Source organism: Psittacicella hinzii, assembly GCF_003585885.1.
Taxonomy (GTDB): domain Bacteria; phylum Pseudomonadota; class Gammaproteobacteria; order Enterobacterales; family Psittacicellaceae; genus Psittacicella.
In genome coordinates this window covers 1-13,698 of record NZ_NRHC01000046.1, presented here as the reverse complement: position 1 = coordinate 13,698, position 13,698 = coordinate 1, and the positions used below count along the sequence as shown (strand labels likewise).

Sequence of the window (13,698 nt, the reverse complement as noted above, 5' to 3'; positions counted from 1 at the left end):
AAAGAAAACGCAAAGCAAAATAACTCAAGAATATATTCAAATAGAAGTTTGTTATTAAATTAGCCGATTTTGGCGACATTAGCACGATGGTACCACCTGATCCCATGCCGAACTCAGAAGTGAAACGTCGTAGCGCCGATGGTAGTGTGGGGTCTCCCCATGTGAGAGTAGGTCATCGCCAAATTAATTTTTTCTAAGATGGGCGGTTAGCTCAGTTGGGAGAGCACCTGCCTTACAAGCAGGGGGTCACTGGTTCGAGCCCAGTACCGCCCACCATTTTAGTATTCAAGGAAGTAAAGTTACTAACTTTACTTCTATTTTTTTTGTCTAAATTTTGTCTTTGACGGTTTTGTAAGAAAAAGCAAAGATTATCATTAAAGCAAAGATAATCGTAAAAGCAAAGATATTAGTTTCAGATCAAGATATACAAAGATAGCCTGCTGTAAAAGCAGGCTTCTTTTTTGTGCAAATTTTCACGTTAATTATTTTGTTCTTCCGTAGATTTAAATTTCTATTGCTATTACTTCTTCTTACTTACTTCTCCTTACTACGATCTTATTCCTTTCAGTTCTCTAACTTTTAATTGCAAATAAACTTGTCCATTACCTCAAAAATCAGCTGATTTTGCGTTTTGTTTCCGTTTTGTTTCTTTATTTGCAAAAATTTTTTGTTGTTTTGTGATCTAAGTCAGATTTTTATGAGTAAATAAGTAAGATTTTACTTAATCCTTATTTTAAAATAAAAATCAATAGCATACATATTTTGCTAGAAAATGACCATGCAAATTGAAAAAAGGTTCCTCCCCTAATTTTCAATCTGCCTATTTAAAAAACTGTTTAGCATTGTCAGTAGTTGAGGACCTACTTCCTCTACATTTGCGTATCTCCTAACTTTGCAATGCTTTAACAGTTTTGTTACAGATTAACTTAATTATATGACGTGAGGTTATTATGCCTGTTGAATCTGATTTAATCTTTTTAGATCAATCTTTTCAAGATTGTTATTCTTGTGTTTCCTTTATTGGTGATGAAATGATTAAAGCAAGAATTGCTAACGAGCAGTATAAGGAAGCCATGCTAGACTTTTTAGCAGAATACAAAGGTGTGCTGGTAATTGATGATGGCATTGCTTTAGTGCATGCTGCACCAGAGACTGGCGTTGCTAAAACGGGTTTAGTCTTTGTGCAACTGACTGATGAGTTGGATTTTTTTAGTAAGAGTTTTGCGCCAGTGAAGTTTGTCATAGGTTTAGCTTCTACTGGTTCTTATCAACACATTTCTTTAATGCAACAAATTACTCAACTTATTGAACATGGTATCCAACATCAAAACTTTACTTCAAAAGATGAGCTGAGAAGCTTTATTAGAGAGTACTCAAATAAAGACTAAGCTCATACTGTAAAATAGAGTAAACTCAAATGTTGAGAACTGAATTTAAGCGTTACGAAGTTAATTCAAACGTTGAGAAGTAAACGTAAAAAGTTTAGAAGTAAACGTAAAAAGCTTAGATGTAAATGAACCAAGCATAGAAGTAAATGAACCAAGCAGGCATAGAAGTAAGAGTAAAAGCTGTGAAGTAAAACATCGAGAATAAACATAGTTGAGGTACACATGCTAGATCAAATAACTGAATACATAGTATCTGCTTACAATTACACCTATGATTATCTTCATAATTACTTTGCAACAGTGACTCCAAAGGAGTTAATTCAAGATACAATCAATAACGTTCTCTTTTTTACATGGTTGTATTTTCTAATTAAGTCTCCTAAGGATGTGGTTAGTTTTACCTTGCTCTTTCTGTTTGTAGTATGTGTCTATACCATTTATTCTTTAATGTTTCATCAAGAAGTAATGTCTAACATTTTATATGGTGATGGAAATCCTAGTGAACGACCATTCTTAAAGTATATAGGATATGGATATTTAAAAGAGTTCTATACTCTTATGTTTGGTATTGCTATGCTATGTTATGCTTTTAGACATCCATTTCAAGCTGCTTTTTGGATAGTTATCTTTGGGTTACCTATGTTGGCTCTTAAGTAATTAAGTGCTTAAGAGTTACTAATTATTTTAAAGTTGTTAGCTTTAAAGTTGTACAGAGGTATATAGGATTGTACAAGGATTGATTACTAAGCTGTCAATTTCGATTGCTTGATTACTAACCTGCAAACTTTGATTGCTTTGATTGTTAACCTGTAAACTTTGATAGCTTTGGTTGCTAGCCTGTAAATTTTGATTGCTTTAATTACTCAATTACAAATTTAGCTTGAGTTGTAGTTATTTAATCCACCTCCTAGAAATAATGACTACTTTAAATGACTACATTTAACGACTATTTTATCTTTCACTGATGGTTAATCAGAGAAAGTTAGCTGGATAGTCAATTACTCAAGCACGCACTTAAGTGTATAAAGTAATCGGAAAATAGAGTAATCAAGTAGTAGAGCAATCAGTTAGTAATGTAATCTGGTAGCATAGTAATCAGTTACTAGAGTTCTCAACTAATCTAATTGGCAGTTATATACCAGTAAGGTTCAAGTTAATTTTACATTCTCCGAATTTTCTATATAGGACGGAGTTTACCCGCTTTTTAAAAAGCGGGTTTTTAGTTTGAGGAATTTAACCCCTCATTAGAAGAATTTACCACTTCAATTAGATTAATCCATTAATGAGAGCTCTAAGCTCTATAAGGTCAAGATATGTTTGAGGATAAAGCAATTTTGTAAAGTATGGTTATTGTGTAAAGTTAGGTAATTACTTTAATGAAGGTAACTCTTCAATGAAATAAATATTTACCAATTTTTATTTGTATTTACAAAGGAAATACCTCAATTTATTCATGATTTGATCAACTTGATCAAAATTTTTTCTGTTTTGTGACATAGGTCAAATTTTTACGAGCAAATAAGTAAGATTTTGCATTTTGCTTACTTTAAAATAAAAATAGCTTAAGCACATTACTAAAAAAACTGACTAACTGACTGTAAATTTGGTGAGTTTTGTCAGGCAAAACTCCTGTTTGGAGTAAAAAGTTTAACAGCAAAAAGTCTTACTTACAGAGGTAAGACTAGCTTTTTAAAAGCTATTTTTATTAACTACAACAATAAGGAAAACACTTATGTTAAAAATTAGAACTGTATGTGGTAATGGAATTGGTTCTTCTCTAATGTGTGCTGGGATAATCAGAGAGATCCTTGCTGAAAATAACTTACAAGCTGATGTTGAATCAGTTGATTTTAGTTCAGCTGCTGCACAAAAAGCAGATCTTTATGTGACCGTAAAAGAATTAGCTGATCAATTTCCTGAAAATGTAAAAGTTGTTACCATTCGCTCTTACGTTAGTAAAAAGAAAATCACTGAAGACGTTCTTCCTACAATCAAAGAATTGTTAGCTCAATAGAGTGTTTTGTTTTATAGCTTAATGTCTTAATAGCTTAGGCTTAATAGCTTAGACTTAATGGCTTAATTGATAGCTTCTGCAAGCAATACCTCCCTTAAGATTGCTTGCCTTAAATTTCTTGTCTTAAACTGCTTGATGAGTTCAAGTAAGTTAAAGTCAAGCTAGCTAAATTCAGTAAGCTAAATTCAGTAAGCTAAATTCAGTAAGCTAAATTTATTTGTTGTCAAAACCAAGATCTCAAGATGCATATCTTTTAATTGACCTTGTGGATTGTCAAAATAAGCGCAAATACTTAGTACTTAATACTACTTAATACTTAACTTTTTTAACTGACTAGTTAAACATGATTTGTTTCTTTTTGCGACACTTTACATAGATTTTGACCACAAATTAAAAAATTGGAAGCTTTAGTTTAGATAGAGATACAAAGTTAGAGATAACTAAAGCTTTTTATCAGTATGAGGAAATGAATTATGCTGTCATTTTTTAAAGATGTATTTAGCCAACCCGCATTTCTCATGGGGATTATGGCTTTTATTGGCTTAGTATTATTAAAAAGTCCAGTAAATAAAATTTTAACCGGTACGTTAAAACCAATTATGGGTTATTTAATGTTAGGAGCAGGGGCAAGTGTAATTGTTGCTGAACTAACACCTCTGGGTAAAATTATTGAAGCCGGTTTTAACATTAAAGGGGTAGTACCAAATAACGAAGCGATTGTTTCTATTGCTCAACAAGTGCTTGGGGTAGAAACTATGTCAATCCTGTTACTAGGATTTGTCTTTAATCTCGTAATTGCTAAGGTAACTAAGTACAAATATATCTTCTTAACTGGACACCATTCGTTCTTTATGGCTTGTCTATTATCAGCAGTATTACAAGCTTCTGGTTTAAGAGGAACTGAACTAGTTGTCTTTGGTGGTTTCTTCTTAGGTGCTTGGTCAGCGATTTCTCCAGCGATTGGTCAACGTTTAACCAAAGTAGTTTCTGACGATGATGGTATTGCCATGGGGCACTTTAGTTCGATCCAATACTATATCTCTGGCTACTTAGCAAAAAAACTATCGCAGTTTGGTCTTAGTAACCCAAACAATACCTTTGCTAATGTACAAATTTCAGAAAAATGGGGCTTTTTAAGAGATACAACCGTAACTACGGGTGTGGTAATGGTGGTTATTTATCTCTTTACCAGTATTGCAGCAGGTTCAGAGTTTATGAAAACTATTTCTGACCAAAACCTTGTAATCTATGCAGTACTTGCTGGTTTAAAATTTGCTGTAGGTGTTGCAATTGTGTATGCAGGGGTTAAATTGATCCTTGGTGACTTAGTACCAGCTTTCCAAGGTATTAGCCGTAAACTAATCCCAAATGCTATCCCAGCAGTAGACTGTGCGGTATTTTTCACTTACTCACAAACTGCGGTAGTGGTTGGGTTTATCACTTCATTTATCGGTGGGTTAATTGGTATGGGGATTTTAGGTATTCTTTCTTTACCATTAATCATTCCGGGAATGGTGCCACACTTTTTCTGTGGAGCAACTGCAGGTATTTATGGGGATAAACTTGGTGGTAAACTAGGTTGTATTGTTGGAGCTTTCATCGGTGGTTTAATGCTTGCGTTCTTACCAGCGTTTTTATTACCAGCATTAGGTAATCTAGGCTTTGAATCAACAACTTTCTCTGATATTGACTTTACAGTTCTAGGAATTGTACTAAGTAATGTACATACTTTCTTAGGAATTAACGGTATCTACTTACTAACAGCTGTATTTGTTGTAGTACTTGTAGTACCTAGCTTTATTAAGTCTATTAAAGTAGTTGGTGATACTAAACCATACGAAGAGTTAGCTCGAGAAATCAATTTAAAAAATGATTAAGAGTTGAGTTAGGTTGAGTTTTGAGGTACAGCTCAGTTTAAGTTGTACAACCTAGATAAAATTAACTTAATTAACCTAATTAACCTAATTAACCTAATAAACTTTAATTTAGAGATAACCAACCACTCAAGTTAATACCTTAACTTCGAGTGGTTGGTTAATCTTATATTAGCTAGGTAAAAGTAAGGAAGAACGAAATAATACTCAAACTTTCACATTAGGCTTATCTTCTTCTAAGTATGGCTAATTAAACCTAGTAAATCACAATCTATTAATTACCAACTCAATAAAGCAATCCAAATAAAAAAACTATCCAGCAAACTGCTGGTATAGGAGGTAAGTTATGGCAATATTAAGCATTGGGCTTTCTTGTTGTGACCAGTTCTTTTTTATTAACAAGTTTATTGTTGAGAACAAAAAAGAGTTCTCAACTGACTTTATCCAAAGTGGTGGCGGACCTTGTGGTAACGCCAGTTATCTCTTAGGTAAATGGGGAGTTAAGCATTACCACATTACAAGTTTAAAAAATGATGCACAAGGTAACTTCCTATTGCAGGATTTAAATGAAGTAGGAGTAGATACTTCCTACGCTTTACTTGATGAACATCAAGTAACACCTCTATCAGCAGTAATCATTAACAACGATAACGCTTCCCGTTCAATCATCACTTACAAAAACCAAAAAGACAAAGTTATCTCTCCAGAGTACTTGGTAAAACTCGATCAGCTAATTAGCGAACTTAATCAAGCTGGACAAACTGAACAAGCTGGGCAAACAGAACAAGCTGGACAAACAGATCCTCATCTAGTGTTAGTTGACGGGCATGAGTTAGAACTTAGTGAGTACATCATTCCTAGACTAAACCACAAAGTAGTTGTAATGGACGGTGGTAACTTAAGAGACAGTAATTTAAAACTTGCTAAATACACTGACTACCTAGTTGCTAGTGAAAACTTTGCCCAAGATTTAATTAAAGCAAATCTTGATAATCCACAAAATCAACTTCATGCGTTAGAGGAAATTGCTAAACTGTGCCAAACAGACAATACTCCGGTAATCACTTTAGGTGATAGAGGTTGTATTTATTTAAAAGAGGGAGAGTTGTGCTCTCTACCTGCGTATCAATGCTCACCGCTTGATACTACAGGAGCGGGAGATATCTTCCACGGAGCTTTTGTCTATGGTTTACTCCAAGGTTGGGATTTAGTTAAGATTTTAAAAGTAGCTAGTTTAACCTCTGCTATGTCAGTAGAACAAAAAGGGGTTAGACAGGCAATGCCTGAACTGCAAGAAGTGTTACATAACTATGAGAATAACGTTTACCCAGTTAGGCAGTAAACTTAGAAGATATCATACTGCCGTACGCTAGTTAATTGCAGAGAATATAAAGGAGAATTACTAAAAATTACGGAGAATAGAGAGGTGAGGTGAATTGTAAAGATAAGTAACTTAGCAATGCAAACTTTTGTTTTAGGTCAGTCAATATTTACTGGGTAAGGTGAGTAAAGCTCGCTTACTATTTAACCATTTTATTCATTTTAGTCATGTTAGCTATTTTAACCATTTTAGCCATATAATTAATTTTAACCATCATTTTATCCATATAACCGCTTGCTTAAAATTTCGTATATAATGAGTAGTCTTAGTTACAGAGTTACATATAAACGCGATTAATATGCAAACAAAATTTACTTCAATAGAGCTCTTTGCCGGAGCTGGAGGTCTTGCTCTTGGACTTGAACAAGCTGGTTTTGCTCACCTTGGCTTAGTAGAGCTAGACAAAGATGCAGTTAATACTTTACGCACTAACCGTCCGCAGTGGAAAGTAGTGGCTGAAGATATTGCCGAAATAGCAAGTCGTGACCTAGAACAAGAGTTTGGTATTGCTAAATATGAGCTTGATGTTCTTTCTGGAGGCTCACCTTGTCAATCATTTTCATATGCAGGTAAACGTTTAGGTCTTGAAGATGTGAGAGGTACATTATTCTATCACTATGCTACCTTTCTTAAAAAACTCCAACCGAAGATGTTCCTCTTTGAAAATGTTCGTGGTCTACTAAGCCATGACAAAGGGAGAACTTTCCAAACTATCCTAGATATATTTTCTGAACAAGGTTACCAAGTTGTTTACCAAGTTCTCAATGCTTGGGACTATGGTGTTGCTCAAAAACGTGAACGTTTAATTGTCATTGGTATACGTAATGATCTAGCTGATAAAATCAGTTTTACTTACCCCTCTAAACATGACTATAAACCTGTTTTAGGTGATATCTTACAAGACGTACCTCTTAGTTTAGGTGCTAAGTACACTCCTAAAAAAGCTTCAATCTATGCACTAGTCCCTCCTGGTGGTTACTGGCGAGATATCCCTGAAGATATAGCCAAAGACTACATGAAATCATGTTGGGATATGGAGGGAGGACGTACGGGAATTTTACGTCGTTTAAGTATGGAAGAGCCAGCTCTAACAGTGCTTACTTCTCCACAAATGAAACAAACTGACAGATGTCACCCAGTTGAAGTTAGACCATTTACCGTAAGAGAAAACGCACGCATTCAATCATTTCCAGATGATTGGCAGTTTACTGGTTCTATGGCGGCACAATATCGTCAAGTTGGTAATGCTGTTCCTTGTAACCTTGCCAAAGAAGTGGGGTTAAGTTTAATCGACACATTAAAACAAGCAGCCTCTAGTAAGGCTTAAGTCTTAAGGATTAAGACTTAAGCTTAACTCTTAAAACTAACTTAATAAGATATCCCCTCGAGAAAATCTTTTAGAGATTAACTCGAGGGGATATTGCTTATGTTTATGCTTAGTTTCGCTTGTGTTATCTTTGCTTTTACGCTTAGGACAGCTTTGCTTAGTTTAGCTTTATGCTTAACTTTGCTTTTGTAAAAGCTAATCTTATAACCATGCTAATAGTTAGTGATGAGAACTTCTTTGGTAGTTTGCTCTCTATCTTTTTTCTGGTAGTTGGAGTTACGATAATCAAAATCTAAGTAGTTAATGTTAAAAGAGTTCTCTAAACACCAATCTAGTAAGATTTGATTAACTTGTCCTTTATGTTGCAGAACATTGGAAAGAGCAAAGCGTACGCCTTTGCTGTGGCAAGCCTGTAAGAACTCCAGAAGATCCTTTTCATCATTGACTGTCCAGCCATTGTTTTCATTGTACGAAGCTGTGGCAAGAAGATAAGGTGGATCTAAGTAGAGAAAAGCTTTTTCTTGGGCTAGTTGCTCTATGTCGAGTTCTCTAAAGTCTTTGCATTGGAACTCTAAATTACTTTGTTGCAATTTAGCAACAAAGAGTTCGAGTTTTTTACGCAAGCTAGCATTGAAGTCACGTTTACCAACAGGGAGGTTGAACTCCTTGGCACGATTAAAGCGGATCTGATTGTTAAACGAGTAGATGATGAGTAAGAAAAAGAGTAAGTTTTCTTGATCATTACTCACTTGATCATTACTCAATGAACTAACTACTTTACTTTGGTTATAGTCATGCTTTAACTTAGTAAAGGCTTGCTTATTAAAACTTCCTAAGCCATTGCCACTATTACATTGGTAGAACTCATAACCATTTCTAAAAGAGTCACTCAAGCCGTATTCTCTGATTTTGTTCTCGAGTTGGTTAACAAGCTCTTGGTAATTAACCGTTTGGAAATACTTCAGTAAGTTGATTACAGCTTGATTGTTGTCGACACAGTAAACTTTTTGTGCTTCAATGTTAACCCCAACATTTGCTCCTCCACTAAAGATATCGTAGAAGACTTCGATATCAGTTGGAAGTTTACTTTGGATTTGCGGGAGGAGTTTACTCTTCCCTCCAATGTAATTTAATGGAGACTTGATAACTTGAGGAGAGTTTTGCTCTTTTACTTGCTCTAATTGGTTTAGCTGTAGTTGCTTTGCTTGTTTTACCTGTTCTTGTTTTAGCTTGGAAAGTTCAACTTCAGAGCCTTCAGGTTTTGTTGGACTACTGATATTTGTTTCTTTAGTAACTTCACAGACAAATAAGCGCTCTTTATGATCACTAATCTCAGATTTACCAGTAGTGTAAGCATTAAAGTCTTGTTCATAGACAAAGACTTTACCTTTACGCTCCAAGATTTCGATAATTTGCTTATCAGAAATCTTGGCATTGGAGCGGGAGTTTATTTTGTTGCCGGTATTGTTGTAGGAAACTAAGATGTACTTTGCTTGAATGTTTTCAATTAGCTCTTTAAAAGTTATTACCGCTTTGTTGGTACAGTAATTACTTTTTAAATGAGAACGATCAAACTTTTTAGCAACGCCAGTTACTTGAGACTTTTTGTTTTCCGCAAGGTTCTCAAGAAAGTGATAGGAATCACAGTACTGCCTAGAGTTGTACGGCGGATCAATGTAGACTATGTCACTCCTAACTTCTTTTACCAATTGATTAGCATCCATTTGGTAAATACGATTGTTTTGCTTTGCTTGAGAATTGATAGCAGGTAAACCTAGAACTAGTTCTTTGTTTAACTCTCCTGATTTACGAAAAGCATCATAATGCCCAACTGTATTGGCAATACGGTCAATTGCATAGATTAGTGAAGTTAGTAAAACCGAACGTTCACGTTGGTTGATTTCACCTTGGTCAAACTTAGCTTCAACATTATCACGGATAACTCCTACTTTACGCATATTGCTTTTACTTAGATAAGTATCAGCAAAGTTTTGTGAGTAGTAGTTGTCAGGATATAGAGAAGGATTAAGTTGATTATAGTCTGCAATGATAGCTTCTAACTTAGTTAGGTTTACTGGTTCATTTCCAAAAAAACATTGGTAAACTAAGTTATTTGAAGTCAAAATGTCGTTGATGATGAGATCGTACTTCTTGTTAAAGTAAGCACCAACTACACCTGTACCTCCAAATAGATCTAAAAAGCTAGTACAATCAAGACAGTGCTTTTCGACAGCTTGATTGATAAAGTTGAGAAGTTTATATTTACTTCCAAGGTAACGGCGATTGTTTATGTCGAACATTGTAATATTTCCAATTTAGGCAACTAAGGCATCGTTATCTATTATATAAGATTAGACTGTCAGTTGCAAAAATAGGACTTTATTTTTTTTTATTGACTGGCTTTAGACACCTAGCTTACTGAAACTTACTACAACTTAGATATTAACTGATTCATTATTTCTTCATGCCATCGACTATAAATTGGGCTTGGGATTTGCATTAGAGTACTCTGTAAAGTTTGTAAAATGTGCTTATCTTTAATATCTTTTTTGAGGATATCAATTAAGTTTCTAGTGGTCAACGGGAAGATGTTTAAACCAGAAACTTTTTGTTTAGTAGAAGTTCCATAAAGTTCTACAAACTGCATAGCTCTAAAGATATTAGCTACATTTGTATCAACTTCATTTGAGATAAAGATAGTTTGGCAGTATTTAGGTTGTTGAGATATTTTGAAGTTAGTTGAATGTCTAATTACAGGTTCAAGTTCTCCTCGCTTTTGTACATAACGAGACATTAAAGTAGCTTCAATTAGTAAAGCATATTGTGAGGTAATTATTTCAATATCACCTACTCCAGCTCCTCTATGAGTTAGAGGAAGTTTATCTCCATCTAAAGTAAGTTTAAATGATTGAGATACTGGGTAATCTTTATTTTGAGAAATATGATACCAAGCTATTGTGAGTATGTACTCGAAGATAGTAGGGATAGTTGTGTTTTCAGTAACTAATTGATACACCTTACTATCATCACGATCTTCAATAGCTTCTAAGATACTTATTACTTTCTCTTTAGGGAAGTTCTCATCAATAAAGTTTTTATACTCAATTTCAGTTTGATCATTAAAGTACTGTTCAATAGAGGTGCTATCATCTAGGGCAAATTGAGCTCTAACTTTTTGTAAAATTTCTTTTACTTCTTCTGGATTGAGAGAAAATATTTCTGTTAAAGAAATATCCTTAAACCAACTACTGTCGTGGTTAAGCTCATAATCTTCGTAACTATCGTTTCCTCTAAGAGAAAAGCGATTAGCGAGATGGTCATTTAAAATTTGAAATAACCATTTTTGGTTTAGGTTAACTAAGTTATTGTTAAAGTTAAAAAGACCTGTTAGTTGCAAAGAACTTTTACAAATTGAAGAGTATTCTCTAATAAGGTCGAAACGCTTACACAAGATAAATTGTTGATAGATTTTAAAGTGATCATCTTCCAACAGTAGGTTATCTTGGTTTTTATTAAAGAATTCTTCAATGTTATCTTTTGGATTAACGATAAAAGGGGATTTATTGAAGCCAAAGGCTTTTTTAATTTTAGGTGATTTGCAGAGTTCTTTGATAGATTCTAATGCCAGACCGCTTTTACGATCTTTGAGTTCTATTAGATTTACAACAAACTCTTTGTATTGAGGTTGGTTGGAAGATTTGCTATTTGTGAAGCATTTGTAGAAAAGATCAGAGGTAAAGTTGTTTGAAGCGAACATACTTTGAGCTTGAGATACTTCCTCTTCACTTACTAAATTTTGTTCAAAGTTATTAAAATAGTAGTCAGAGAAAGAAGAGCTATTGTTTGATACATTGTGGTAGTTTGCAATAATTTCTTCAAGCTTTTCATCACTGTAATTAGGAGATATTGATTCTAGAATACTAAAGAATTCTTTACTTGGCACATTATCATGACGAAGTAAAAACTTAATAGCAAAGCGTAGGTTGTAAAAGTAATTATCAGAATCTGCAGAATATACTCTTTGCTTTAGAAATTGTCGTATGTATACAAGTTTGTTTATGTCTGTAGTTATTAAACTTTCAATTTCATCGGCTACTTTAGTTTTGTAGTCTAAAAAATTTTTCCCAGCTTCTGATAGTAATCTGTCACTAGTAAGTAATCCAGTTTTAACTAATGCGTTTGTCCAAGTACGAGCTCTTTTACCAATATCATTATTAGTTGGGGTTTTGTAAGTTCTACTAAAGTGTTCGAAGATTTTAACCCCTCTTTCCTCGAGGTTAATAATTTCTTTAAAAATTGATTTGTAAAACTCTTCTTGAAAGTTTTTGTCCTGCCAAGTTAGATCAGCATAACTAAAGTTTGCTAAGTGTTGGAGGATTAGATAGTTAGCATCAGCTAATTTCTTTAATCTGAGAGAAGTATCTCCCATGTTGAAAATACTATTGTTATCTTTTAGTTTCATTTTCTTATATAAGTATAAAGGTTTACGTTAGAGAGCTAGTTAAAGGGAGGAGTGCTCTATAGTCTAGTATAACGTATTATCAGCGAGTTATGATCTATTTTTAGATGCCCTAGATTTGATATTAGTATAGTAAGCAAACTCTGAATTATTAATGTTAGAAATTGAGTGTTTTCAAGAAAATATTAAAGGTAATTATTTTAATTAAATTACTTAAATTCATTTTTAACCCCGACTAAAAGGTTGTTTTTCAGTCCTTTTTTGTCGGGGTTAAAGTTGTTTTTGCCAAAGAAGTTGTAATTTTTCTTAAACTTTTTTGCCTTATTTCAAAATAAGATATAGCATTAGGCTGAATAATTTTAATTTTATATCTAGAATTTATTTCAAATATCGATTATAGTACTATTTAAATATATGGTAGTAAGTAGAAGAAAATAAATTTTTTAATGTTGGTCAAAAAAATTTAGACTGTTTGCTTTCTTGGATTTGTTAGTGGGGTTAAGAAATATAAGGTTTCATGTTTTGGCTATTTTTATTAGAATATACCCATTTTATACCCTTTTATACCCAAAATATACCCTTTTTAGGGGATTTGCATGGAATGGTAATAGAAAAGTACACTTTGGGGTAATACAAAATACACACTTTGGTACTGCAAACGGGTAAATTTATGTATATTTTTAATAAAAAATCATTAAATTGATCAAATATTTAGAAGAAATCATTAATTTGGCTAAAAAAATTTCATTAATTTGGCTAAAAAAAATCATTTATTTGTCCAATTGATCACGTTTTTGGGCAAAAGAAAATGCTGATTTTACCTAGGTTTTAGACAAAACTTGTATTTAATTCAAATGGCTAATCATGTTTTGGGGATGCTTGAATAGTTGTTAGGAGGCAAACTTCTCCTTTTCATTAGTACTGGTTAGCGTTGATCTAACCTTGAATTAGCATTGGGTTAGCGTTGAATTAGTAGTTGGTTAGCACTGAATTAGTGTTGAATTAGCGTTGGCTTAATGTTTAATTAGCTTTGGGGGCGTCTTAAGAAGCGAAGCTAACGTTAAGTTAACTTCTAATTGAGGTTAATTGAAAAGGTAAATTTAGCAAACTAACAATTTTTTACTCTGCTATCTTTGTGAAGATCTAAGGGAAGAGTGCAGTTCTAGTTAAAGTAGATCTTAATTTGGACAACATCTATTTCTCAGTGCTGGCAGAAATAGTTTTGCTTATTGCTCCCTAAATTTTTAATATTATG

8 protein-coding genes, 1 tRNA gene and 1 rRNA gene are annotated in these 13,698 nt (G+C 33.5%); 8 read left to right on the top strand and 2 right to left on the bottom strand.

The features are described 5' to 3' along the window. Positions 1–68: 68 nt before the first annotated feature. From rrf to CKF54_RS04230, 8 genes are all read left to right on the top strand, one after another. Positions 69–184: ribosomal RNA gene (gene rrf, locus CKF54_RS04265) — 5S ribosomal RNA — on the top strand. 16 nt (positions 185–200) lie between these two features. Then, positions 201–276, top strand: a tRNA-Val gene (locus CKF54_RS04260). Positions 277–950: 674 nt separating this feature from the next. Then, entirely contained in the window at positions 951–1,388 is a 438-nt protein-coding gene (locus tag CKF54_RS04255) for a PTS sugar transporter subunit IIA (RefSeq protein ID WP_119525103.1), read from the top strand. A gap of 222 nt (positions 1,389–1,610) precedes the next feature. Then, a complete protein-coding gene (locus CKF54_RS04250; RefSeq protein WP_119525101.1) occupies positions 1,611–2,045 on the top strand; it encodes a hypothetical protein in 435 nt (144 codons plus the stop codon). 1,075 nt (positions 2,046–3,120) lie between these two features. Continuing rightward, positions 3,121–3,402: a PTS sugar transporter subunit IIB gene (locus tag CKF54_RS04245; protein ID WP_119525099.1), complete on the top strand. Its 282-nt coding sequence runs from the start codon at positions 3,121–3,123 to the stop codon at positions 3,400–3,402. 473 nt (positions 3,403–3,875) lie between these two features. Beyond that, on the top strand, positions 3,876–5,279 hold the full coding sequence (locus tag CKF54_RS04240; RefSeq protein ID WP_119525097.1) for a PTS ascorbate transporter subunit IIC: 1,404 nt from the start codon (positions 3,876–3,878) through the stop codon (positions 5,277–5,279). A gap of 343 nt (positions 5,280–5,622) precedes the next feature. Continuing rightward, positions 5,623–6,618 (top strand): carbohydrate kinase family protein, encoded by a 996-nt coding sequence (locus CKF54_RS04235; RefSeq protein ID WP_119525096.1) that lies wholly within the window; start codon positions 5,623–5,625, stop codon positions 6,616–6,618. Between the two features lie 337 nt (positions 6,619–6,955). Next, positions 6,956–7,984 (top strand): DNA cytosine methyltransferase, encoded by a 1,029-nt coding sequence (locus CKF54_RS04230; protein ID WP_119525094.1) that lies wholly within the window; start codon positions 6,956–6,958, stop codon positions 7,982–7,984. A gap of 212 nt (positions 7,985–8,196) precedes the next feature. On the opposite strand, the gene CKF54_RS04225 is transcribed toward CKF54_RS04230, so the two are convergent. Further along, positions 8,197–10,284 carry a Dam family site-specific DNA-(adenine-N6)-methyltransferase gene (locus CKF54_RS04225; RefSeq protein ID WP_119525092.1) on the bottom strand — a complete coding sequence of 696 codons (2,088 nt, stop codon included), beginning with the start codon at positions 10,282–10,284 and terminating at the stop codon, positions 8,197–8,199. A 128-nt stretch (positions 10,285–10,412) separates the two neighbouring features. Beyond that, positions 10,413–12,446, bottom strand: a complete 2,034-nt coding sequence (locus CKF54_RS04220) for an AlwI family type II restriction endonuclease (protein WP_119525090.1) — start codon at positions 12,444–12,446, stop codon at positions 10,413–10,415. Positions 12,447–13,698: the final 1,252 nt, after the last annotated feature.

Excerpts from the sequence above, each read along its gene's own strand:
- CKF54_RS04255 (WP_119525103.1), top strand. The coding sequence starts at position 951 with ATGCCTGTTGAATCTGATTTAATCTTTTTAGATCAATCTTTTCAAGAT.
- CKF54_RS04250 (WP_119525101.1), top strand. The coding sequence starts at position 1,611 with ATGCTAGATCAAATAACTGAATACATAGTATCTGCTTACAATTACACC.
- CKF54_RS04245 (WP_119525099.1), top strand. The coding sequence starts at position 3,121 with ATGTTAAAAATTAGAACTGTATGTGGTAATGGAATTGGTTCTTCTCTA.
- CKF54_RS04240 (WP_119525097.1), top strand. The coding sequence starts at position 3,876 with ATGCTGTCATTTTTTAAAGATGTATTTAGCCAACCCGCATTTCTCATG.
- CKF54_RS04235 (WP_119525096.1), top strand. The coding sequence starts at position 5,623 with ATGGCAATATTAAGCATTGGGCTTTCTTGTTGTGACCAGTTCTTTTTT.
- CKF54_RS04230 (WP_119525094.1), top strand. The coding sequence starts at position 6,956 with ATGCAAACAAAATTTACTTCAATAGAGCTCTTTGCCGGAGCTGGAGGT.
- CKF54_RS04225 (WP_119525092.1), bottom strand. The coding sequence starts at position 10,284 with ATGTTCGACATAAACAATCGCCGTTACCTTGGAAGTAAATATAAACTT.
- CKF54_RS04220 (WP_119525090.1), bottom strand. The coding sequence starts at position 12,446 with ATGAAACTAAAAGATAACAATAGTATTTTCAACATGGGAGATACTTCT.